The sequence below is a fragment of the Cesiribacter sp. SM1 genome (genome assembly GCF_020178975.1).
In the GTDB taxonomy this organism is placed as follows: Bacteria; Bacteroidota; Bacteroidia; order Cytophagales; family Cyclobacteriaceae; genus Cesiribacter.
This window is the reverse complement of the sequence record NZ_JAHXBU010000093.1, coordinates 366,459-389,054: the sequence shown is the minus strand read 5'-3', so window position 1 is coordinate 389,054 and position 22,596 is coordinate 366,459. Positions and strand designations below refer to the sequence as shown.

The 22,596-nt window shown below is 48.5% G+C and carries 19 protein-coding genes; 8 read left to right on the top strand and 11 right to left on the bottom strand.

What is annotated here, in order from left to right; all coding sequences use genetic code 11:
- Nucleotides 1–10: 10 nt before the first annotated feature.
- A complete protein-coding gene (locus KWJ01_RS23525; protein WP_224999575.1) occupies nucleotides 11–1,372 on the top strand; it encodes a M20/M25/M40 family metallo-hydrolase in 1,362 nt (453 codons plus the stop codon).
- 147 nt (nucleotides 1,373–1,519) lie between these two features.
- Nucleotides 1,520–2,533, top strand: a complete 1,014-nt coding sequence (locus KWJ01_RS23520; protein WP_224999574.1) for a metal-dependent hydrolase — start codon at nucleotides 1,520–1,522, stop codon at nucleotides 2,531–2,533.
- 55 nt (nucleotides 2,534–2,588) lie between these two features.
- Here KWJ01_RS23520 and KWJ01_RS23515 read toward each other — a convergent pair whose 3' ends face one another.
- The 7 genes from KWJ01_RS23515 to KWJ01_RS23485 all read right to left on the bottom strand — a co-directional run bounded on the left by KWJ01_RS23515 (nucleotide 2,589) and on the right by KWJ01_RS23485 (nucleotide 8,424).
- Entirely contained in the window at nucleotides 2,589–3,530 is a 942-nt protein-coding gene (locus KWJ01_RS23515; protein WP_224999573.1) for a ribose-phosphate pyrophosphokinase, read from the bottom strand.
- Between the two features lie 326 nt (nucleotides 3,531–3,856).
- Nucleotides 3,857–4,429: a CAP domain-containing protein gene (locus KWJ01_RS23510; protein WP_224999572.1), complete on the bottom strand. Its 573-nt coding sequence runs from the start codon at nucleotides 4,427–4,429 to the stop codon at nucleotides 3,857–3,859.
- Nucleotides 4,430–4,476: 47 nt separating this feature from the next.
- Complete coding sequence (locus tag KWJ01_RS23505; protein ID WP_224999571.1) at nucleotides 4,477–5,031, bottom strand: hypothetical protein; 555 nt, start codon at nucleotides 5,029–5,031, stop codon at nucleotides 4,477–4,479.
- 54 nt (nucleotides 5,032–5,085) lie between these two features.
- Nucleotides 5,086–5,643, bottom strand: coding sequence for a hypothetical protein (locus tag KWJ01_RS23500; protein ID WP_224999570.1), 558 nt, complete (start codon nucleotides 5,641–5,643; stop codon nucleotides 5,086–5,088).
- Nucleotides 5,644–5,792: 149 nt separating this feature from the next.
- The gene (locus KWJ01_RS23495) at nucleotides 5,793–7,457 is read right to left on the bottom strand and encodes an FAD-dependent oxidoreductase (RefSeq protein ID WP_224999569.1); all 1,665 of its coding nucleotides are present in this window, start codon (nucleotides 7,455–7,457) and stop codon (nucleotides 5,793–5,795) included.
- Nucleotides 7,458–7,539: 82 nt separating this feature from the next.
- The gene (locus tag KWJ01_RS23490) at nucleotides 7,540–7,875 is read right to left on the bottom strand and encodes a DUF6249 domain-containing protein (protein WP_224999568.1); all 336 of its coding nucleotides are present in this window, start codon (nucleotides 7,873–7,875) and stop codon (nucleotides 7,540–7,542) included.
- Between the two features lie 93 nt (nucleotides 7,876–7,968).
- A complete protein-coding gene (locus KWJ01_RS23485; RefSeq protein ID WP_224999567.1) occupies nucleotides 7,969–8,424 on the bottom strand; it encodes a hypothetical protein in 456 nt (151 codons plus the stop codon).
- A 155-nt stretch (nucleotides 8,425–8,579) separates the two neighbouring features.
- Here KWJ01_RS23485 and KWJ01_RS23480 point away from each other — a divergent pair, with 155 nt between their 5' ends.
- Complete coding sequence (locus KWJ01_RS23480) at nucleotides 8,580–9,143, top strand: RNA polymerase sigma factor (protein ID WP_224999566.1); 564 nt, start codon at nucleotides 8,580–8,582, stop codon at nucleotides 9,141–9,143.
- The gene (locus tag KWJ01_RS23475) at nucleotides 9,140–9,532 is read left to right on the top strand and encodes a DUF5056 domain-containing protein (protein ID WP_224999565.1); all 393 of its coding nucleotides are present in this window, start codon (nucleotides 9,140–9,142) and stop codon (nucleotides 9,530–9,532) included. The genes KWJ01_RS23480 and KWJ01_RS23475 overlap by 4 nt, the downstream gene beginning before the upstream one ends.
- Nucleotides 9,533–9,534: 2 nt before the next feature.
- On the opposite strand, the gene KWJ01_RS23470 is transcribed toward KWJ01_RS23475, so the two are convergent.
- Nucleotides 9,535–10,074 carry a flavin reductase family protein gene (locus KWJ01_RS23470; protein WP_224999564.1) on the bottom strand — a complete coding sequence of 180 codons (540 nt, stop codon included), beginning with the start codon at nucleotides 10,072–10,074 and terminating at the stop codon, nucleotides 9,535–9,537.
- 450 nt (nucleotides 10,075–10,524) lie between these two features.
- Here KWJ01_RS23470 and uvsE point away from each other — a divergent pair, with 450 nt between their 5' ends.
- From uvsE to KWJ01_RS23450, 4 genes are all read left to right on the top strand, one after another.
- Nucleotides 10,525–11,481, top strand: a complete 957-nt coding sequence (gene uvsE, locus KWJ01_RS23465) for a UV DNA damage repair endonuclease UvsE (RefSeq protein ID WP_224999563.1) — start codon at nucleotides 10,525–10,527, stop codon at nucleotides 11,479–11,481.
- Between the two features lie 209 nt (nucleotides 11,482–11,690).
- Nucleotides 11,691–12,200 carry a peroxiredoxin-like family protein gene (locus tag KWJ01_RS23460; protein ID WP_224999562.1) on the top strand — a complete coding sequence of 170 codons (510 nt, stop codon included), beginning with the start codon at nucleotides 11,691–11,693 and terminating at the stop codon, nucleotides 12,198–12,200.
- A 39-nt stretch (nucleotides 12,201–12,239) separates the two neighbouring features.
- Complete coding sequence (locus tag KWJ01_RS23455) at nucleotides 12,240–13,574, top strand: sigma-54 dependent transcriptional regulator (RefSeq protein ID WP_224999561.1); 1,335 nt, start codon at nucleotides 12,240–12,242, stop codon at nucleotides 13,572–13,574.
- Between the two features lie 341 nt (nucleotides 13,575–13,915).
- A complete protein-coding gene (locus tag KWJ01_RS23450; protein WP_224999560.1) occupies nucleotides 13,916–17,659 on the top strand; it encodes a PAS domain S-box protein in 3,744 nt (1,247 codons plus the stop codon).
- Between the two features lie 132 nt (nucleotides 17,660–17,791).
- Here the strand turns inward: KWJ01_RS23450 and KWJ01_RS23445 are convergent, their stop codons facing one another.
- The 3 genes from KWJ01_RS23445 to KWJ01_RS23435 form a co-directional block, all read right to left on the bottom strand.
- A complete protein-coding gene (locus KWJ01_RS23445) occupies nucleotides 17,792–20,431 on the bottom strand; it encodes a glycogen debranching protein (RefSeq protein WP_224999559.1) in 2,640 nt (879 codons plus the stop codon).
- A gap of 172 nt (nucleotides 20,432–20,603) precedes the next feature.
- Nucleotides 20,604–21,539: a gamma-glutamyl-gamma-aminobutyrate hydrolase family protein gene (locus KWJ01_RS23440; protein ID WP_224999558.1), complete on the bottom strand. Its 936-nt coding sequence runs from the start codon at nucleotides 21,537–21,539 to the stop codon at nucleotides 20,604–20,606.
- Nucleotides 21,527–22,531 carry an amidoligase family protein gene (locus tag KWJ01_RS23435; RefSeq protein WP_224999557.1) on the bottom strand — a complete coding sequence of 335 codons (1,005 nt, stop codon included), beginning with the start codon at nucleotides 22,529–22,531 and terminating at the stop codon, nucleotides 21,527–21,529. Before KWJ01_RS23435 ends, KWJ01_RS23440 begins: the two co-directional genes overlap by 13 nt.
- Between the last annotated feature and the right edge of the window lie 65 nt (nucleotides 22,532–22,596).

Below are 22,596 nucleotides of genomic sequence, written 5' to 3'. Positions count from 1 at the left end.
ATTTGCCCCTGTGCTTCTCATAGCAACAGCACTCACACCCGGCACCACACTGGCCCAAACAGAAGAAGAACAATTCATCCGGCAGGTGTACGATACAGCACTGGTACATGGAAAAAGCTATGAGTTATTAAGGCAACTAACCAAAAATGTTGGCCATCGTTTGAGCGGTTCTGCCGGTGCCCAAAAGGCTGTAGACTGGGGGCAGCAGGTAATGCAGGAGCTCCGGTTCGACACGGTCTGGCTACAAGAAGTAACAGTTCCGCACTGGGAGCGCGGCAAAGCAGAGAAGGTTACACTATTGGGCAGCGGCAAAGATAAAAGCCTGAAACTGCAGGCCTTAGCATTGGGCAGCAGTGCCGGCACAGGCCCCAAGGGAGTTACTGCCCCTGTTGTGATGGTCAATAATTTTGACGAACTGGAGCAATTAGGCCGCCAGGGAGTAGAGGGTAAAATTGTATTTTACAACTTCCCTATGAATCCATCGCTCATTAAAACCGGCCAGGCCTATGGCGAAGCATCGCCCTACCGCACCCACGGCCCCTCAATAGCCGCAAAATTAGGAGCGGTGGGCGCTTTGGTACGTTCTCTCACTACTGCCCTGGACCATGTACCCCATACCGGCACTACCATATTTGAGGCGGGCGTTAAGCCTATTCCCGCCCTGGCCATCAGCACACTGGATGCCGAAATGCTTAGCAAAAAGCTGAAGAGCGGAAAAACACAAAATGTTTACATTGAAACACACAGCCGAACCCTGCCCGATGCCCGGTCTTATAATGTAATAGGCGAAATACGGGGCAGCGAACAAGCAGATAAAATCATTACCATTGGCGGCCACCTCGACTCCTGGGATGTTGGCGAAGGTGCCCACGACGACGGCACCGGTGTTGTACAGTCTATCGAAGCATTGCGTATTCTTAAAGCTTTAGGGTACCAGCCCCGCCACACCATCAGGGCAGTATTGTTCATGAATGAAGAAAACGGGCTGCGCGGTGGCAGGAAGTATGCAGAAGAGGCTGCCCGCAAAGGAGAAAAACATATAGCAGCCATGGAATCGGACAATGGCGGCTTTACACCAATAGGCTTTACTGTTGATGCCACACAGGAGGCAGTTGCAGCCATTGAAGCACTAGCCCCTCTTTTCAAGAAATACCAGGTAAATGAGTTTGGTGCCGGCGGGAGCGGAGCAGACATAAGCCCGCTAAAGCCACAAGGCACTATCCTTATTGGCTACCGCCCGGATACACAGCGATATTTTGATATTCACCACACGGCAGAAGACACCTTTGAGAAGGTAAACAAGCGGGAACTGGAACTGGGCGCAGCCGCCATGACTTCCCTGCTCTACCTGCTGGATAAGAATCTTGAATAATGTGCCAAACCCTTAATGCGACTGGTTGCCGCGGTGGCTAGTGCGCTGATTATGCAGCATACTATCCCTGTTAATGAGGCTATCAGCCCTTAAGCAATGGCCCTTGCACTAGTTCATACCCTGACTCTTTATATCTAATAAATCTCCTTGGATTCATTAACTCAAATTGTACTGGGTGCCGCTGTTGGAGAAGCTGTGGCCGGAAAACAGCTGGGCAACAGGGCGCTGCTCTGGGGAGCCATAGCGGGCACTATTCCCGATCTGGATGTACTGGCCAATCCTTTTCTGGATACGGTTGGCGAACTCACCTTTCACCGCAGCTTAACCCACAGCCTGCTGTTTGCAACTGTAGCTTCACCACTACTGGCCTCACTGCTCTACCGATGGCAGGGCAGGGCCAGCTGGTGGCAGTGGTTCTGGCTGTTTTTCCTGGGCTTTACCACCCATGCCCTGCTCGATAGTTTTACCTCCTGGGGCACACAGCTTTTCTGGCCCTTCAGCAGCTATGGCGTAGCTTTCTACAATATTTTCGTGATTGATCCGCTCTACACCCTGCCCTTCCTGATCTTGCTAGCTATTGCTGCTTTTTACCCGAAAGAAAGCAGGCAAAGGCGCAGCCTGCTTTGGTGGAGCCTGTGCATCAGCACCGCTTACCTGGGGCTATCACTGGTGTTTCAGCAGGTTGCTGATGGTGTTTTCCGCAAGAATCTGCAGGCACAGGGTGTTGAGGTAGAAGGTATGATTACCAAGGCCACACCCTTTAACATTTTATTCTGGTCTGGTACAGCCCAGGCAGAAAGTGGGTTTTACAATGGCTTTTACTCAATTCTTGATAGGGACAAAAAGGTTGATTTCACCTACCTGCCCCAGCAAAAGGAATTACTGCAGCCCTACCTGGAAAGTAACGAGCTGCAAAAGCTCTTATATGTAACCAAAGGCTACTATACTGTAGAAAAAGACACTGCCGGCAGCGCCGCCCTGCTGGTTAACGACCAGCGCTTTGGGCAATTTAACGGCTGGCAGGATGGGCGGGGCCAATTTGTTTTTGTATACACCCTCACCCCAACAGAAGAAGAACTGAAAATCGGGCAAAGAGAATTTAACTGGCGCCCCGACAAAGAGTACCTGATGGCTTATGTAAGCAGAATTTTCGGAGAGTAGGCCTTGCTGTTAAGGCCTGCCCCTCCCTCTTAACAAACCTGTTCGCCATCAGGATCTATATACCATGGTTGGCTATTTCCATGAGGCTGCCGTTTTCAAGCAGTCGCTTGATGGCCTGGGCGATCAGGTGGCCACAACTTACCACTTCTATTTTGCCATCCTGCTGCACATAGTTTACAGAGTCGCTCACATACACCCGCTCCAGCGCGGATGCTTCGATGCGCTGCAGGGCACTGCCACTGAATATGCCATGCGTACAATACGCTCTTACGGATGCAGCACCCTGCTCCATTAACAGGTCGGCAGCAGTGCAGATAGTACCCGCTGTATCGATCAGGTCGTCGATCAGCACCACGTGCTTATCTGCCACATCGCCGATAATTTCCATGTGGCTTACCTGGTTAGGCTTAAGGCGCTCTTTATGTATTACAGCCATATCGCAGTTAAGGGCCTGCTTGTAGAGCTTGATGCGTTTTAGGCCGCCAAAATCAGGACTGCAAAGGCAAAGATTAGGCAAACCAAGGTCCTGGATATGCCTGATATAGATCTGGCTCATAAATAAGTGATCTACCGGTATTTTAAAAAAGCCTTCTATGGATCCTGAATGAAGATCGAGCGTAATTACCCTGTCGGCACCCGATTGCTGCATAAGGTCTGCCACCAGGCGGGAGGCAATAGCCGTTCTTGAATTACCCTTGCGCTCCTGCCGGCTATGGGGCAAATAAGGCAGTACCGCAATTACCTGCTCGGCAGAAGAACGACGGGCAGCATCAATAGCCAGGAAAAGCTCAAACAGGTTTTCGTAAGGCATGTTTATCTGCGAAACGATAAATACCAGTCTGCCCCGAATGCTCTCCCCAAAACTTACAAACTTTTCGCCATCGGAGAAAGTCTCTGAATGAAAATCGCCAAGCTCCTGGCCAAGCTCAGTGGCAATGGTACTTCCCAGCTGTAATGCAGAACTTGTGGCAAAAACTTTGAAGGGTTTGTTTATCATTGTTTTTAAGGAATAGTACAATAAGAAAGTTAACGGTATACCTATAATTTAGGTAATATAAAAAAATATTAAAAATTTTTACAACTAATAGGAACCTCAGTAAATGCTTTGCGTTATAGCTATTAGATCAAGGGATATAAAAATCTTTGGTTGAGGAGAGAGAGGAAAGCTATACGGAATGCCTTTGGCAGGAAGTATAGCTTTTTCTTTTTTGGTATGTATTTCTAAAGAAATATTAACAAAGGGCCCGCCCGCCTTACTACAAAAATCCCCTGCCAATTTAGCAATCGGCAGGGGATTTTTTTCAGTGCTGCTATCAATACTTTTTACTGCGCCTGCGGCTTGGGAGAAAACACCTGTACAGCATAGATTCGCCCGCTCTTCTTATCCATAGAAACAGCAACACCAGTCAGATCGAAATTATCGCGCATCAGGTTTTCCATATGCGGCTTTGAGGTAGCCCACTGCAGCACAAACAGCTCGGCAGACTGCTCGTAGGTAGTAACCTTATCGAACCGCTGGCCTTTAATTTTATGCAGGAGCACCTGTACCGGGTGTTCTGCCACATTTTCGCCGGCATAATACCCCTTGCCACCATAATAGAGCACCCTGTCTTGCGGATTGTGCCGCTTGCCCTTCTCCTGGAAGTGGGAGAGCTCTCCTTTTTTAGCCAAGTAAGCTGCATGATCTGCCGCGGCTTTTTTAAGGATAGCATCGTTACCAAAAGATGCTTTCTTATGCGCTTTTCTGAGGCTGTCTATTCTTTGCACAATCAGCTCTTCGAGCAGGGCTGCATTGAACTTCTGCGGATCTAACGGGCGCTGGTTTTGCGCATTGGCCATAAAGCCCGATAATACCAGCACTGCTACTAATAATGCTTTTACAAATCTTCCCTTCATATGCTTTCTCTCACAAACAGCTTTATCAGCTTTAAATTTATTTTTTGCTATTCTTCTTTACTTAAGATGTTTTCTACCTGCTCCATCTTTTTCCTGGTATAGGCACCAGAGGTGGCATATACGATCTTACCTTCTTTATCGAGCACGAAAAAGTAAGGCTCATCTTTTTCTTTCAGCCCCAGCTGGTCGCGGTAGGTTGCCAGTTCCCCAACATAAAAAAGTATGTGTGGGTGCAGTTCGGCGTCAACATTTTTTAAAGTTTTTTTACGGGCAGGGCCTGCAGCCACTTTATTTACGCCGGTAAACATGGGCACAAAGTATACATTAACATCGTAGCCAAAATCTGCAAAAAGGCCTTCGCTGGAGGGCTTCCTGATAAACTGGCTGTACACAGGCTGAAACCATGTTTTCAGGGCATCATCGCTCTTTTTCGAGAAGGCCAGCCCCAGCAGGGTATATTTTCCCTCTACACTTTCGGGCAGTACCATTGCTTCGCCTTCTGCGGTTTCTCCTTCGAGCACCGGAAACTGCTGACCAACCTGTGCCTGCGCTCCTACAATGCTGAGCATGCACAGCACAAAACCTAACACAATCTTCTTCATTGCTTTTTCCTTCAGAAATAGTTTAAGAACACTAAATTCTGAAATTGATTTTTATTACCAATCATCTTCACTCAGAATGTCTTCTACCTGGTCCATCTTTTTCTCTGAATACGCACCACGGGTAGTATAAACGATCTTGCCGTTTTCGTCCAGCACAAAGAAATAAGGTTCATCCTTATTGGCGAGGCCCAGCCTGCTCTCGTAGGGATCCAGCTCACCTACATAAATCAGCACGTGCTTGTGTAGATCGGCATCTACCTCTCTCACCATTCTTTTACGGGCAGGGCCCGCTGCTACTTTGTTGGCACCGGTAAACATGGGCACAAAGTATACATTTACATCGTAGGCAAAATCTGCAAAAAGGCCGGCATTACTTTTATCAGCCATAAATCGGGTATAAACCGGCTCAAACCAGCTCTGCAGGGCCTGCTCGCTCCTGGTAGAAAAGGCCAGCCCCAGGAGCGTATACTTTCCTTTGGCAGCAGCGGGCAGCTGCAGGGTTTTACCTTCTGCTGTTTCTCCTTTTAAGTCGGGAAACACCTGCCCTACCTGTGCCTGCAGCGTAGAAATACCAAACAGGCAAGCCGCCACATATAACACTATCTTTTTCATAAAACCTGCACTTAAAAAATTAATGTGTAAAGCGCTGCAGGCTGTGCGGGCCATCCGATACCTGGTACCGAAAGCACAGCCCCACAACTACTGCTGCAGATGCAACATTAACTTACACAACGAAAAGCGTGCCGGTTTGGTGTACCCCCTTAATGTTCACTTAAATACTGGTGCACAAATTTGATGGCCATGGCTCCCTCGCCCACAGCAGAGGCTATCCGGTTCATGGCGCCGGCCCTTACATCGCCTGCTGCAAAAATGCCCGGGCTGCAGGTTTCCAGCAGGTAAGGGTCCCGGTCGGCCTTCCAGAACTTGCTGTAATCGCTGTAGCGCTTCAGGTCTGCACCGGTTTCAATATAACCTTCGTCGTTTTTGATGATGTTGATGGGCAGCCAATGAGTGTAGGGACTGGCCCCTATAAACACGAATAGCGCTTCGGCATCTACCTCCCACTCTTCTCCGCTCTCGCTGTTGTGCAGGCGAAGCTTGTCCAGCCTTTCTTCGCCTATTGCTCCCAGCACTTCTGTATGAGGCCATACCTCTACATTTTTCAGCTCATCGAGCTGATCTATAAGATACTGCGACATGCTCTCCGTAAGCGACTCATTGCGGATAAGAATAACCACCTCACTGGCAAACCTGGAGAGGTAAACAGCTGCCTGGCCTGCAGAATTGCCACCACCCACAATAAAAACCCTGCGCTGGCTGCAGGAGTTGGCTTCGGTCATGGCTGCTCCGTAATAAACGCCCGCCCCATTATATTGCTCCAGCCCGTCAACCTTCAGCTTTCTATAATCAACACCGGTTGTAATAATAACACTACGGGTTTTCACCTCGCTGCCATCAGAAAGGGTTAATACTTTATAGCCCCCCTCCTGCACCTTAATTTCGGCCACCTCCTGTGGAGCCAGTATTTCAGTACCAAAACGTGTAGCCTGCGATACTGCTCTTCTGGTCAGTTCCGATCCGCTTAAACCATTGGGGAAGCCAAGGTAATTTTCTATACGGCTGCTGGTGCCTGCCTGGCCGCCAGGGGCTCTTTTTTCTATCAGCAGGGTGCGCAATCCTTCGGAGGCACCATAAACAGATGCCGCCAGCCCGGCGGGGCCACCGCCAATGATCACCACATCATACAGGTTAGCGGTAGGCTGCAGCTGAAGACCAATTTTTTTTGCAACCTCTTTAGGATCTGGATTGCACAGGCCGCTGCCATCTTCAAAAACAACCAGCGGCAGCTGCTGACTACCACAGCCATGCTCCTCTATCAGCTGCTTTGCTCTTTTGCTATTTTCTGCGTCCAGCCATTTATAGGGCACCAGGTTACCCGCCAGGAAATCTTTCAGCTCATGCGATTTTGGCGAAAACTGGTAGCCTATTATCTGGAGCCCCTGGTAAGGTGGCCGGTAATTAGCCTGCCAGTCTTCGAGCAGGCCATCGAGCACCGGGTACAGCTTTTCTTCCGGCGGATCCCAGGGCTTCACAAAATAATAGTCGAGCTTTACTTCGTTGATTGCCTTAATGGCCGCTTCGGTATCGGAGTAAGCAGTAAGCAGCACCCGCTTTGCTGCGGGAAATTTCGGTAGTGCTTTTTTGAGGAAATCGACCCCCAGCATTTCCGGCATGCGCTGGTCTACTACAAAAAGTGCTATGGTGCCTTTTTTTTTCTTTATATCTTCAAGAGCCTCCAGCGCCTCGCCGGCAGATTCGGTACTGATGATCCTGTAATCTTTGCCATAACGCTTGCGAAGATCGCGCACAACTGCGCGCAAAACTTGTTCATCGTCATCGAGCGCCAGAATAATGGGTTGCTTCATAATTAAAAATGGGCAGGCTCCTGATACAACTCAGATAGCCTGCCCGAATGTTTGCAGCAGAGAAGAAAGCTTTGGATTTATATCAGTCTTTATTTTTTACCAGCAGGTAATACACAATCAGCCCAACACCACCAAAAAGTGAGATCATGGAGAAGTAGGCAACATCGCTGTCAATTCTGGTAGATGCCTCCAGGATACTGGCCACCAGAAAACCAAGACCTATACCAATGGCAACAATCCCTACTTTAAGCGCACCAAATTTACCGGTACGGTTATGTGGGTTACCCTCCAGCAGGCTGGCATCGTAGCCTTTTTCGATCATAGCCATCCGCTCCCTGTTACGGGCCTGGATAAGCGTATAAAGCACTACTGCTATCGACACAAAGAGTGTAACGGGAACTATAATTTCAACTTGCATGGCTATTTAGTTTAAGTGTTATTTGCCCATTTGATGCTTGAACAAAAGGGCCGGTTACAGGCTCAAAAAAATATTTTTTAAAATTCCGAATAATTATCTCGATCCTTTAACTTTAGCAGGCATTTTGGCGGGAGTGCCTGCTGCCGTACTGCTGTTTAGCAGCTCATTGGCAGCATTCACCAGAAAAATATAGCTGGCACCCACATTGATCACATATTCGTTTTCGCCCCAGAAGAATGGCCATTCCTCGTTGTTTTCGGGAAAATCGGGTGCCAGGATAAGAATACCCGGTACAATACCACCGGCAATAAAGGAAAAGTCGGCCCGGTTGTTACCGTAGGCAACTGCTTTAGAGTCTGTACCCACACCAGATACCAGCGAGAGGTTATGGTCCGGATGTGTGCCATATATAAAGTTCAGGCCTTTGTATACATACTCAGCATCGACGATCTGCGGGAGCAAAACAGCGCTGTACACAGTAGCCAGGACCGGAAAGTAGCTCAGCCCGGGCTGGTTATAAGCTAAGCCCGCCAAGCAAATGAGATACATTGCCTGTGGGCTTTGCTACCAAAAAGTAGAAAGACTGGCACAGGAGGTACAGACTCCCCGGTTGCCTGTTTATTTTACTGAAGCAATAGAGCTGTTCGAAAATATTTGTAAGTTTCTGTAACCGGCACTGCAGTTGTTGCATCAAAGGGGTACGAATGACTGATGATCTCCTCATACGGATGGTAAAGGCCGGAAAGGCCGAAGCATATCGTGCCCTGGTAGAGCGTTACCAGGACATGGTGTACAACCTTTGCTATAAAATACTGCTGGATGAGGATGAGGCCAAAGATGCAGCCCAGGAAACATTCATAAAGGTTTACCAGGTGCTGGGCAGCTTTAGGGAAGACAGTAAGTTTTCTACCTGGCTCTACCGCATTGCCTCTAACATGGCACTGGGAAAAGCCAGGCGTAAAAAACGCGCCGAACCCCTGGAGGATGCCCGTTATGTTGCATCTGACGAACAGACCGGCGATAGCCAGCCCGATAACATGAGCCAGGAAGAAAGAAGTAAATTCCTGCACCTGGCCCTGGCAAAGCTTGATGAAAACGACCGCCTGCTGCTTTCGTTATACTACTTAGAAGAAGTATCGATGGATGAAACGGCTGAGATCAGCGGCCTGGATAAAAACACCGTAAAAGTGCGCATGCACCGGGCACGGAAAAAACTTTACAACGTTCTTAGTTCTATACTAAACCAAGAAGCAAAAGAAGCCTTATGAAACAGCTTCCCGACGATATGCTACGCCAGTTCTGGCAAGACAGCAAAAAAGAAGCCCCTGAGGGCTTCTCTGATTTCATTATGCAAAACCTGCCACAGCACAGTCCTCTGTCTGAGGCCCTGAAGAAACCGCTGCTTTCTCCAGGAATTGCTGCTTCGCTGGCTGGCCTGCTGGTGGTACTGGCTTTGCTGCTCTATAACCTGAAAGGCAGTGGCCAGTCTTCATCGGGCTGGTACCTTACCATGCAGCAATGGCTCGACAGCAGCCTTAGCTGGCTGGGCAGCTCTCCGGCAACCCTGCCAACCATTGGCGCCTTTTCGGTGGCAATTGTGCTGCTAATAGTACTTGACCGCTTACTGAAACGCATGCTCAACCGCATGGAGGGTTAAAACTATCCTCCGTAGTGGTATTCGGTTTCCCATTCAATAAGTGGCTCGGCATCGGGGTTAAGCACCTCAACGTTCACTACTTCTGCCATAAAAATAACATGGTCTGCCTCGGAATGAATAATTTCCTTTACACGGCACTCCAGATAAGCCGGTACTGATTTAAAAACAGGCACCCCTGTTTTCTCTCCTTCTTCAAAAGCAAAGCCGTTTAGCCTGCCGGGCTCTACGGCTGTTTTTTTTGAGAAAGGACTGATCATGGGTAAATCTGCTTTTCCCAATATATTCAGGGCAAACACCCTGCTTTTTGAAATGGTCTCATTCAGGTCGCTCTGTTTTTGCACCGCAACAGAAATCATTGGCGGATCAAAAGAGCATTGGGTTACCCAGCTCACCAGGCCAGCCGCATAATAATCTTCTGCACGCTGGCTTAGCTTTTCACCATCCTGGCGTGTTGTTAAAATATAAAAACCGTATGTGATTTTCTTAAGTGCAATGGCAAGCGGATCGTGTTTGCCTACCGTACGCTCCATATCTCGTTTCATAGCTAAAAATTTAAAAACTGTACTTTCTTAACCTTCCCGGGGAGCGATGGTTTACAACATTATTCTTATTTACTGATCGCAGGCAAAAGCGCGCCTCATTAAAAATAAAGGCAAAAAAAAAGCCTCTAACCCGAGGGGAGAGAGGCTTAAAAGTCCAAAAAGCTTTGCATTTAGTAACCAACGCACACTACTAAACACATCATATCTAAATAAAAAAATCTGTTGCTTTCGTTGAAAAAATATTGTTTAAAAAATAAAGCAAAATAACTATTGCTAAAAAAATCGGTTAAGCTTAAAAAGTTGTTTTATGGGAGCAACCTAGTTTGCCATCCATGAAACACGTTATAGTATACTCCTGCACACAGGGAAAGGTTACGCCAGCCCGGTAAAAAATTAATATCTTTTTTAAGTGGCCACCAGCACAACTTAACCCTCTGATTATCAAATATTATGATCAACAGAATAGGCTATGCATGCCTTAACCAGACTCTTTCGAATAAAAAATTTTCTGTTAACCGGGGCATGGTGCGTAAAACTTTTCTGGAAAAAGGAGCCGCTTATGCCAGTGAGCTCATCATACAGAATCTGGAAGATCTCAGCAAAGTTATCAGCTGGAATCACCAGCACGCCATCGGCTTCTATCGTCTTAGCAGCGATATGTTTCCCTGGATGAGCGAATATGAAATTGAAGAGCTTCCGCAGTTTGAAAAGATCTATGCACAGCTGAAAAATATTGGCCAGCTGGCAGCAGAGTACGACCAGCGCCTTACCTATCATCCCGGACCTTTTAATGTGCTGGCCTCGGAAAATGAGCAGGTAGTAAATAAAACCATCAAAGAGCTGAACCAGCACAGCCAGATCATGGACCTGATGGGTCTTAGCCGGACTCCATTCAACAAGATCAACATACACATAGGCACCACACTGCAGGGCGACAAGCAAAAGGCTATGGATAACTTCTGCAGGAACTTTGAGAAGCTCTCTGCCGGCACCCAATCCCGCCTTACGGTAGAAAATGACGATAAGGGCAGCATGTTCCATACCGGCGATTTATATGCCGGCATTCATAAGCCTATTGGTATACCGCTGGTATTCGATTTTCACCACCACTACTGCCACTCGGGTGGATTGAGCGAAGAGGAAGCAATTCTCATTGCCACCGGCACCTGGCCTGCCGGCATTCTGCCGGTTGTGCACTACTCAGAGCCTAAATCTTTCACAGAAAAGAAACTGATACGCGCACATGCCGATTTCATAGAGCATGAAATACCAGACTACGGGCAGGATTTTGATGTTATGCTGGAGGCAAAGCAAAAAGAATGTGCGCTAATACGCTACAGGGAAAAAGAGGAAGAAGGCCAGCTGCAGGAAACACTTTTTAACAGCCTGCCCACACCGTTTATATAACAAGGTTTATATAATAAGCAAAGCCCTTAACACACCAAGGGCCGCCTAAAGCAGCCCTTGGTAAATTGGCGAGTGGGTGCCAACGGTAGTCGCGGACTCCCCTCCAACGGCCTGGCCGTCTCCAATCATCTCTGTAGAAGAAAATTACGTAAAAAAATAAAAAAGCACAAGCTTAAACCCATTTTTCAACAAGAAAACAAGCGATCTACATGCTGAAGCCCAATCAGTTAGTTCCTAACATTACTATTCCCCTCTTAAGCGGCGGCACCTGGGACCTCCACCTTCAAAAACCCCGGCAGTTTACCCTTATTATTTTTTACAGGGGGCATCACTGCCCTGTTTGCCGCTTTTACCTCAACAGCCTAAGCACACACCTAAGCGAATTTGAGGCCCGGGGTATCAATGTTATAGCCATAAGCTCTAATACAAGAGAAAAAGCCCTGCAGTCGCAAACAGAATGGCGCACCGGCCGTTTGCCCATTGGCTACGATTATCCAGTAGAGAGAGCCAGACAGCTCGGACTGTACATTTCCAGGGGCATTAAACTGCATGAGCCCGAGCTGTTTTTTGAACCTGCCGTACTGATTGTAAAACCCGACAGCACCCTTTACAGCATAATTGTGCAAAGTATGCCGTTTGGCCGCCCCAACATACAGGACATGCTCCAGACCTTTGATTACATCATTGATGAGAATTATCCGCCCCGCGGCGAATCTTAAAGCCATTCCCAAATCTGGAAATTTTGTATCTTTGGGAATATGCGCATATTCATAGTAGAAGATGATCCGTTTTATGCTGAGTTGCTGGCGTATCACTTGTCGCAAAATTCCGAAGATGAGGTACTCCAGTGGGGCACTGGCCGCGAGTGCCTGAACAACCTGTACCTGAACCCAAGCGTTGTTTGCCTGGACTACTCCCTACCCGATTTAAGCGGCGAAGAAGTACTGAAAAAGATTAAGGTTACCAACCCAGATGTGCGGGTAATCATCATCTCCGGGCAGGAAGATATACAAACGGCAATTAGCCTGCTGAAGATGGGGGCCACAGATTATATTGTTAAAGACGACGACACCCGCGAGCGGCTCTGGATCAGCCTTACCAACCTGCGCCACCAGGAAGGACTGCAGAAAACCATTCACAACCTGCAGGAAGAGGTAGGCAGAAAATACAGCATCGACAGGTCGATTGTAGGTAGCAGCCCTGCTATCCGTAAAACTTTTTCTATCATTGAAAAAGCTGCAAAAAGCAAAATAACGGTTTCCATTAGTGGCGAAACGGGGACCGGTAAAGAACTGGTGGCCAAAGCCATTCATTACAACTCTGCACGCAGCGGTAAGCCATTTGTGGCTGTTAATATTTCTGCAATCCCCAAAGACCTGATAGAAAGTGAGCTGTTCGGGCATGAAAAGGGATCTTTTACCGGAGCTGAGGCCCGCAGAATTGGCTTGTTCGAGGAGGCCCATGGCGGCTCTCTCTTTCTCGACGAGATTGCTGATATGGACATTGCCATGCAGTCTAAGCTACTGCGGGCACTGCAGGAAATGGAGATCAAGCGCGTTGGCAGCAACAAGCCGGTTTCTGTTGATGTACGCCTGCTGGTAGCAACCCACAAAAACCTTGGTGAGGAGGTTCGGGCAGGGCGTTTCAGAGAAGACCTGTACTACAGGCTGCTGGGCCTACCCATACAGTTGCCGCCACTGCGCGAACGTAACACAGATATTCTTCTGCTGGCGAAACATTTCATTAAAAACTATTGCCGGGAAAACGGGCTGGAGCCCATTAGCTTAAGCCCTGATGCACAGCGCAAGCTGATGGCATACGCATGGCCCGGAAATGTACGGGAGTTAAAGGCCGTGGTTGAACTGGCCTGTGTTATGACAGACAGCAACACCCTTGAAAGTGAACATATTCAGCAAATGCACTCCTCCCCCCTGGATGCGCTTTTAACTGAAGAACTTTCGCTAAAAGAATATACTAACCGCATCATACGCCGCTACCTCGATCGTTATGATCAAAACGTATTACTGGTAGCTAAAAAGCTGCAGGTTGGCAAATCGACCATCTATCGCCTGTTGCAGGAGAACCAGTTATAATTTGTATTTTCCTGCGATTTTACCGAACTTTAACAAAACATCTATATGTTATTTCGGGCGCGTGAGCCCCTGTTCGTAAAATTATTCATTGATGCTGAAAAAGCTGCAGGGGTTAATTTAACAGAGCAGTTCATCAAATTGGCGTAAAATCGATTGTGCAGAATGCCTTTAGCCAGGCATTTCAGAATAGACAGCCAGGCATCGGTTGAGCGTAAAAGCCGGACAGGCTTGGAGCAGGATGTAGTGGCAGGCATGCTAATAACAAGGTTGTGAAAAATATGCGTACAGGCCTGGTAAGCAGTGGCAGTAAAGGGCTTTTCTGGTAGAGAAGAAGAATAAGGATGAGCGAACTGGAAGAATTAAAAAAAGCATTGGAGAGAGAGCAGCAGGCACGGAAAGCAGCTGAGGAGCTCGTTGAGCAAAAAGTTGCTGAGCTTCATGCCTCTAACCAAAAACTTCTGAGGCTGAACAAGCAGCTGGAACAGGAAGTACACAGCCGCATTGAAGAAAGCGAAATACTGGCCCGCTTACCCGAGGAAATTCCCGATCCGGTAATGCGCATTAGCCGCTTTGGCATTATTACCTATACCAACAGCGCATACAAGCAGCACTGGGGGCCATACCTGGCCATGGAGGAAGGTTCTCCATATCCTGCCATTTTCGAAGAAGCCATAGATAAAGCCATTTTAGAAAGTAATTCTCACATAGCAGAATTTGATTTAGGTGGCCGCAACTGGTCTGTACAGTTCAGCGCCGTTGAGCAGTATGGATATATTAACATCCTGGCAAGGGATATCAGCGCCCAAAAGCAGGCCCAGGAGTCTATCCATAAAAGCCAGGCAGCCCTGCTGGAAGCCCAGGAGCTTGGGAACCTGGGCCGCTGGGAATTTAACCTGAAGGACAACACCTTTAGCTGGTCTCCGCAGCTTTACCGGCAGCTTGGAATTGATCTTGCTGAAAAGGAGCCCGATGGCGGAGATTTTTTTAAGTTTGTACATCCCGACGATCTTTTCAATACACAATTGGGCCTGACCCAGGCCATGGACACCGGCTATGCCCAGTTTGAGCAGCGCATCATCAGAGCAGACGGTAGCTTACGCCACTTATACACTACGGTTAAAACCGAAACGGTTAAGGGTGTGCCAAACCGCATCGTAGGTACCTCGCTGGATGTAACCGAACTACGACTTACCGAAAAGCAGCTCCGCGAAAGCGAGGAGCGCTTCCAGCTTGCCCTGCAGGGCATGAACGATGGCATCTGGGACTGGGACATGGTGAGTGGCAGCGTTTATTTATCCCCCCAGTGGAAATCACTCATCGGGTTTGAAGATGATGAGCTGGAAAACACCTTTGACAACTTTACCCGTTTTGTTGACCCGGCAGATAGCAAGAACCTGGAGCAGCTGTTTATCAACAGCCCTGCAGTGCCCAAGCACAAACTTAGCTATGAGTTCAGGATAAAGCACCGGAACGGAAACTGGCGGCACATGATGTGCAGGTGTGTAATGCTGCGCAATGAGCAGGGAGAGCTTGTGAGAATGGTTGGAGCCATTACCGATCTTACCCAACGCATAGAAGCAGAACGGAAGCTCCTTACCAGCATGGACCAGATGAAAATCCTCTCCAGGATTTCATTTATGTTCAATTCTGTAGCCGAAGATTTTGAGCAGCCCATACAGGAAGCTATAGGCATTATTGGCAAGCACTCCGGTGTTTCCAGGGTATATGTTTTTGAGAATTCTTCAGATGGTGTTTTTGCCTCCAACACCTTTGAGTGGTGCAAACCGGGAGTGGCTCCACTGATAGAAACTTTGCAGAATGTTCCCTATTCTGCCCTGCAGACTTTTCAGAGAACCTTGAAAAAGCAAGGCATTGTTGCCTCAGACCTTAGCAGCATTGCTCCTGTTGTTCAAAGTTTACTTAGCAAGAAGGGCGTGAAGTCACTCATGATCATGCCTTTTTATGTGCAGGATGAACTCCGGGGTTTTGTAGGCTTTGATGATTGCGCACAGCACCGCCAGTGGGAGTCTGCCGATGTAGAGCTACTCAGAACCTTTGCCAACCTGATAGGCAACATCTTTGAGCGCCAGCAGGCCGAGTACAAAGTATTGCAGAGCGAAGAGCGCTACCGCAGCCTGGTAGACAACCTCACCGAAGTAATTTTTCAAACTGACTCGCAGAGCGAGATCAGCTTTCTGAACCCTGCCTGGCAGGAAATTACCGGCTACAGCCCTGATGAAAGCCTGGGCATGAGCCTTACCAGCTACCTGCTTCCCGAAGATCAGAACGAGTTCCGGGCTTTACAGGTGCTGCTCTTTGAGCATAAAATAGATTTTTGCCGCCAGGTAATGCGTATTCGCATAAAAGATGGCAGCATTCGCTATGTAGAAGTGTTTGCCCGCCTGATAGAAGGTAAATGGGGGCAGGCCGAGGGACTTAGCGGTACCCTTACCGATGTAACCGAACAGCAGATTATCAAGGATAAGCTTATCAAGGCTAAGGAACTTGCAGAAAAAGCCTCTATGGCTAAGGCGCAGTTTCTTTCTGTAATGAGCCACGAGATCAGAACGCCCCTTAATGCCATGCTGGGTATTTCGCACCTGCTCATTCGGCAGCAGCCCCGCCCCGACCAGGAAGAAAACCTGCGCATGCTTAAGTTTTCAGGTGAAAACCTGCTGTCGCTCATAAACGATATTCTTGATTTCAACAAAATTGAATCTGGCAAAATAACCATTGAAAAAGCTTCCTTCGACCTGCGAAAGCTTTGCCACAGCCTGCAAAAATCGCTTAGCCTGAAGGCAGATGAAAAAGGAGTAGCCCTGGACCTGAATATAGACGAGGAGGTGCCTGCAAGCATTATTGGTGACTCCACCCGCCTTACCCAGATCCTGAACAACCTGTTGGATAATGCCGTAAAATTCACCCACCAGGGCAAGGTAGCGCTTTCCATTAACTTACTGAAAAAGGCCGGCAACAGTGCAGTGCTTAGGTTCCGGGTTAGTGATACAGGCATTGGCATACACCCGGAATCGCTAAGCAGCATATTTGAAGCCTTTACTCAGGTGCACGAAAGAAATAAGCAGCAATACGGTGGCACCGGTTTAGGCCTTGCCATCATCAAACGTCTGCTGGATTTACTGGAGAGTAAAATTGAGGTAGAGAGCAGTCCGGGCAAGGGCAGCACCTTTAGCTTTGACCTGGCCTTTGACCTGGCAGATGAGAAACTGCCAGCCCTGCCCCAACAGACAGAAAAAACTGCTCCCCGGCAAGACCTGCAAAAGGCTTCTGTACTACTGGTAGAAGATAACCCCCTGAACATGCTGGTACTGGTTCAGTTTTTTGAGATTTGGGGTATACACCCCGATGTGGCAGAAAACGGACTGCAGGCAGTTAGCAAAATAAAAGAAAACAACTACGATGTTGTGCTGATGGACCTGCACATGCCAGAAATGGATGGCATAGAAGCAACACAATATGTACGGGAAGAACTGGGGCTTACAGACCTGCCAATCATTGCCTTAACTGCCAACGCACTGCCCGGCATCAGGCAAAAGGTGGTAGAAGCCGGCATGAACGACTACGTTAGCAAGCCGTTTGAGCCCGAAGATCTCTTCCAGACAGTTATGAAGTACATAAGCCAGGCCAAAAATACCTGTGCCGATGAAGTAACTCCAGCTAAAACGGCTCCTGCAGCGGCTTCTGCTGATATTGTAAAAGCTTCGGGGCAGCTTTACAGCCTGCATAAACTTTACCAGCAGAGCAACAATAACCCGGCTTTTGTAGAACGGATGGTAAATCTGTTTGTTAAAACCTGCAGTGACCAGCTCATTACGCTGCATGACTGCCTTGAACAGGGTGAGGCAGCAAGCCTGCGCGAAGTGGCCCACCGCCTGAAACCAAGCATCGATCTCTTTGATATTCGATGCCAGAAACAAAGTGTGCGTAAACTGGAGCAAATAGAGCTTAGCGAAATGCAGACCCCCGATGGATGGAAGAGCGTTGAGAATTTTATTAGTTGCCTGCAAACAGTAATTGAGCAGTTGCAGGCTTGGCTAAGTGAACAAAACACGATCACTGCCAAATGATAATCAAAAACGAAAGCCGGCACAGTTTGTGCCGGCTTTCGTTTTTTGTACTGTATGCAGCTGCAAGCGCATTGCAGCATGCTTAGGCACAACCCGGGCCTGTACCCTGTTGCTCTGCCAAAGCTGTGGGGCCTATAATCGAATGAGCCTTACAAAATCCAGCATAGCCCTGTTTACTGCTCCATTCATGTTTTCGTTCCAGGGCATAAAGCGTATGTGCAGCTGGTTTGAGCCCTGCCTCAGCCTTACCCCCAAAGGGTTGCTAAAGGCCCAGTTCGACCACTCTTCCTTTCCCAGCTGTGGCATCACCAGGGGGCCTGCATAGGTATCTTCTACATACAAGCTCCGGATTGCCGCTTTATTATCTGTATTAACAGGCCCGCTGCCATTACTGAAGTGCACATCGACCAAATATTCACCCGCCGCCGGAGCCTCTACATTAAAGCTTAGGTAGGTATTGGCTGTTTTACTAAGCTCTATAAATCCCTTACCATTGTACCCCTCATAAGAAAGATCTGCCGGAGTAACGATCTGCTCAGCCTCAATAATCAGCAGGCGGTCGTGAGAAACCAAGCTAAGGGGCTCGCTATGGAAAGAAGGCCATCCGGCAGCATCTACGGCAGCCACCATATATTCTGCATACACATCCAAAGGGGCCTGAAGTTCGAAACGGTTACTGCTTACCTCCTGCAATAACGCGCCATTGCACCACACCTGGTATGCTACAGCCCCTTCTACAGGCTCCCATTCCAGACTTTGCTGATTCACCTGCACCTCTGGCGTAGCCAGGGAAGTGTGGTTGGCTACAAGACTAAAGGCTTGGTTCTCGAAGCTGTTGTTAGCCAGCCGTATCTCCACCTGGTGTTCGCCCTGCAGGTTTGCAGGTATCAGCGCCTCCTGCAGGCGTTCTCCATCAAGGAGCACCTCAGCAACCTGGGTACCCCAGCCGGAAATCTCGAGCGTGAGCACCGCATTCCTGTAACGAAAGTTGCTAAGCCTGCGGCTGTCGGCATATGCCTGCGGTACCACCGGGTTTAAGCGTATGCCCTCCGGTTCAAAGTGCATACCGTAAAAAATCCTGTACACCATGGCTAAGGTCCCTGCCACACTCCACAACTGGCGGTCGGAGTTTATTTCGGTGCCTTTATAGTCACCGCTGTTGGCTACAAGATTTTCCTTATTAGTAAGAAAGAGCGCTGTTGCCCTGTACAGGGCCCCCAAGCCATGCAAAAGTGCCGGCTCGTTTTTAAGTGCTGCAGCTGCCCAGTTCCAGTAGGCCTGCACAAACGGCCAAATTCCCTGGTTGTGATAAGGGGGCACATCGGGTATTTGCGGATAGATAGAGGTAGCGCCAAATTTTGTAAGCGGCATCCGGCTTACAATAGAGGCTGACTGCTGCTGATCTGCAACCCCGTACAGCACGCTAAGCGCCTCCCCCAGGGCCTCTGCACGCGGCGATTGCACCAGGTGGGCATTGCCATACAGAAACTGACCATAAAAGCCCCTTTCGGGCTGCCACAGCCGTTCGTTTATCCCTTGCTTTATCCGTTGTGCCAGGTGTTGCCAGCGCTCTGTAGGCTCTCCCAACCTTTGCCCCATGCGGGCCAGGATCTGGTATGTTTCAAAATGCACAACATTGGTCCCCAGGCTTTCACTTATGTAAATAGCAACAGGTCCCATCCAGCGCGGGTAACTCTGAATGCGCCAGTCTAAAAAGCTCGACTCTCCTTTAAACAAGCCTGTTTGCCCATTAGAGGCTACCAGCAGATCTTCTTCTACAGTCTTTCTAATAATCTCGTAAGACTCCCTCAGCCAGCCCTCATCGCCTGTTACTGCATACACCTCCCAGGCGGCCAGGGCCCAGGTGGTGCGGTCGGTAGAAACAGGCCAGGAGCCGCCGGTACCTGTATCCTGAATAATACGGCCATCCCGAACCTTTGCCATAAGGCTGTTCCTGGAGATTTCCGGCTCTATGGCCGCCAGGGCCAGCACAATGCTGTAGCTGATATCACGTGTCCACACCCCTTCCCATTCCTTGCCTGTGCGGAAGGTACCGTCGCTCTCCGTATCAAGATTTATTTCTTCCAGGGATAAGTTATAAAGGGCGTCGATGAGGGGCAGATTTGAAGAAAACTGCGGGTATTTAGATATATCTTCCTCTAGTTCCCAGTGATTTGCTGTAAAGTCTGCGGGATTATACTGGTTTAAAATAATGGTGATCTCGTAAATACCATTCCCGTCATGGTCTGTCAGCTGTGCACCTTCACGGGCAGGTAAATTTTCAAAATCCCAGCTCAGGGGTTCGGCATCGCCTGCTACATATACGCCGCTGAAGTCCTGCCTGTACACCCTGTTTCCGGCATAATCGGTATAAAATCCATGATCTTCGAACTGCTGCAATACTGGCCGCATATCCAGCCTGATGCGAAAAGCGGTATTAGGTTCCAGAAAATCATCTTTTGGTACTGGTTTCGTATCGGTATAGGTTTGGCCAAAGGTAATCAGCGGGCTTTCTGCTTTTCCACGCTCGGGGTACAGCACCACAAAATGATTGATACCTACCGGCAACTCATTGTCTTTACCGTTCAGGCTAAATTTAAAACTAATTCCGCGGCTGTGCCTGTCGTTGGCAGGGCTCTGGTAATTAGATACCATAGAGGTGGGCGAAAGTGCAACAGCCTCGTACAGGCCCTGCTTTACCCGGTTTCCAAAAACTGTAAAAGCACCTGATTCATAAAGTTCTCGTTCTGATGATGACTGCAATGGTTCCATACCTATTGTTTGCAAGCGAACAGGCCGGTTGGCGCTGTTATAATAGATTTTAAAAAGACTTAAACTAACATTGTGCAGGAGTGCCCTCTCCTCAGGACAGGAAAATAACTGCAAGCCATACGTCTGCTTGCTGCATGCATATGGCTTACCTTTGTTTATCCTTGCTTAAGCGCTAAGTATTGTAGCCTTGTTCCAGCGCCTCTAACTCCTCTCTGTCCAGGGCCTTAAGCCTTCCATCAACCGGACTGGATAGTGCCTCATGCATATCCGGCGCTTCAATCTGGCTGTTTACATATTTGGCTGCCTCTACAATTGCCTTAAATATGCGGCGCTGCTGCCGGCGCTGGGGCAAATATTCAGGATGCCACTGAACGCCTATTACAAATGGCGCTTGTGTGAGCTCTATTCCCTGCACCACATCATTTACCTCCCTGGCTACTATCTCCACACCATGGCCCGGATCTTTTACCGCCTGGTTATGGAGTGCATTTACTTTAAGCTGATGTTCACCAACCACATGCGCCAGCCTGCTGCCTTCTTTAATATGTATTCTTTTAACCGGAAATACACTCGATGGATTGGGCTCTTCGCTATAAAATGTATTGATATCCTGGTAGAGTGTTCCTCCGAAGTACACATTGATCAGCTGAGAGCCTCTGCAAATACCCAGGATGGGCAGACCTTTTTTCACTGCCTGGTCTATTAATTGAAACTCAAGGTGGTCACGGGCTTTATCCAGCGACCAGCCCCTCTCTTTGGAACGGCTCAGCAGCTTGCGCATAAAGAACAGGGCCGGGTAATATGCCATGCGGGCAAAACGTCCAATTCGCTGAAGCAGTGTTTTGCGGGGATGTTTAATGGTCTGGTTCAGGTACTCCTGCACTACATGCTCCTGCTGATAGGCATCCGGATCAACATCTGCACCACCACCTATGATGAGCGCCTGCAGACCATCTGCTGTACGCGGGCGTGAGGGTGTAATCCGCACAGGCCTGCCGCCGGCAATTCTTACGGCCAGGGCTGTAAAAAACCAGGCCATGCCACCGCCCTTGTCCGGGCCTGTAATACCAATAGTAGGAGTAGTTCTGTTTATTCTTATAATAGCCATTTATCTGATTGTTTGGCCCATTTACCATTAAAGCCAATGAAAGTGTCTTTCTTCATGCTTAAGTACTGCCGGGCCAGTTCTTCTAGTTTTTCTTTATCTTCTGCCAGGTTTTCAATCATTACCCAGTTATTCCATACCTTTTCAAGAGACCAGTCTTCCTCCTCAACCTGGCTGTTTGGCAGCCTGTAATGAAAAGTTGGTCTATCCTTCACAATGCCCATATCCGGATATGCAGAAACCTTCTCCTTATTAAGGCAGGCAAATAGCGGGTACATATCCAGCGGACGGTTCCTGTCGGGGTTGTAGGCGTGGTAATCTTCTATGAGCTGATCTGTGGTGGGGTTGTATCCCATGTGCAGAATCAGGTCGGCATAAGATTCCGGGAAAGGGTCTATATAAGGAGACAGCCTGCGGGCAATATCAATCTCGGCACTGCGCAGCATCCAGGGATAGATCAGCAGAAAGGCCCTCAGGTAATTTAATATGGTGCCCGGCGCTTCATCAGGAACCTCGGGGTTCAGGTGCGTTCCGAATATATTGGTAGGAAAAGCCCGGGTGCCTTTTGCCTCATGCCTGAAAAGGCTCTCACGCAGGCGCTCCAGCTGGTGCAGTTCTGTAATGGGCACCGGTGGTGTACCAACCTCGTATGGCACCACCATGCTTACCACCCCCTCCAGCATATCCTCCAGGCCCGATTCAAGGTTCGAATCGCCCAGCTGTATTTTGCTGATGTCAATGTTAAGCTTTTGCAGGGGTTTCAGGTAAGCTTTTTCCGTAAGCATGCGGGCATCCATTTCTATGGAAAAATCGCCCAGACTGGTATTCTCAACCTTCTGCATAAAGCGGTTTTCGCGCTTAAGCTCCCCGCCATAGAGTTCCATGATAATATCGGCCGTTTTTTCAATTGGCACATTACCAAACTCTATTTCAATTCCTACTTTTCTTACCTCTCCCTTGGAGTTGTGTAAACGTTTAGGTTGTAAAAATCCCATAATCTTAAAAAAATTCGCCTCTACCAACAGTTTAAAAAGTAATTAAAATAACGCTGTAGCCTCTT

What these genes read in the sequence shown, in the direction of transcription:
- KWJ01_RS23515 (WP_224999573.1), bottom strand. Translation starts at nt 3,530, where the DNA reads ATGATAAACAAACCCTTCAAAGTTTTTGCCACAAGTTCTGCATTACAG.
- KWJ01_RS23510 (WP_224999572.1), bottom strand. Translation starts at nt 4,429, where the DNA reads ATGAAGGGAAGATTTGTAAAAGCATTATTAGTAGCAGTGCTGGTATTA.
- KWJ01_RS23505 (WP_224999571.1), bottom strand. Translation starts at nt 5,031, where the DNA reads ATGAAGAAGATTGTGTTAGGTTTTGTGCTGTGCATGCTCAGCATTGTA.
- KWJ01_RS23500 (WP_224999570.1), bottom strand. Translation starts at nt 5,643, where the DNA reads ATGAAAAAGATAGTGTTATATGTGGCGGCTTGCCTGTTTGGTATTTCT.
- KWJ01_RS23495 (WP_224999569.1), bottom strand. Translation starts at nt 7,457, where the DNA reads ATGAAGCAACCCATTATTCTGGCGCTCGATGACGATGAACAAGTTTTG.
- KWJ01_RS23490 (WP_224999568.1), bottom strand. Translation starts at nt 7,875, where the DNA reads ATGCAAGTTGAAATTATAGTTCCCGTTACACTCTTTGTGTCGATAGCA.
- KWJ01_RS23485 (WP_224999567.1), bottom strand. Translation starts at nt 8,424, where the DNA reads ATGTATCTCATTTGCTTGGCGGGCTTAGCTTATAACCAGCCCGGGCTG.
- KWJ01_RS23480 (WP_224999566.1), top strand. Translation starts at nt 8,580, where the DNA reads ATGACTGATGATCTCCTCATACGGATGGTAAAGGCCGGAAAGGCCGAA.
- KWJ01_RS23475 (WP_224999565.1), top strand. Translation starts at nt 9,140, where the DNA reads ATGAAACAGCTTCCCGACGATATGCTACGCCAGTTCTGGCAAGACAGC.
- KWJ01_RS23470 (WP_224999564.1), bottom strand. Translation starts at nt 10,074, where the DNA reads ATGAAACGAGATATGGAGCGTACGGTAGGCAAACACGATCCGCTTGCC.
- uvsE (WP_224999563.1), top strand. Translation starts at nt 10,525, where the DNA reads ATGATCAACAGAATAGGCTATGCATGCCTTAACCAGACTCTTTCGAAT.
- KWJ01_RS23460 (WP_224999562.1), top strand. Translation starts at nt 11,691, where the DNA reads ATGCTGAAGCCCAATCAGTTAGTTCCTAACATTACTATTCCCCTCTTA.
- KWJ01_RS23455 (WP_224999561.1), top strand. Translation starts at nt 12,240, where the DNA reads ATGCGCATATTCATAGTAGAAGATGATCCGTTTTATGCTGAGTTGCTG.
- KWJ01_RS23450 (WP_224999560.1), top strand. Translation starts at nt 13,916, where the DNA reads ATGAGCGAACTGGAAGAATTAAAAAAAGCATTGGAGAGAGAGCAGCAG.
- KWJ01_RS23445 (WP_224999559.1), bottom strand. Translation starts at nt 20,431, where the DNA reads ATGGAACCATTGCAGTCATCATCAGAACGAGAACTTTATGAATCAGGT.
- KWJ01_RS23440 (WP_224999558.1), bottom strand. Translation starts at nt 21,539, where the DNA reads ATGGCTATTATAAGAATAAACAGAACTACTCCTACTATTGGTATTACA.
- KWJ01_RS23435 (WP_224999557.1), bottom strand. Translation starts at nt 22,531, where the DNA reads ATGGGATTTTTACAACCTAAACGTTTACACAACTCCAAGGGAGAGGTA.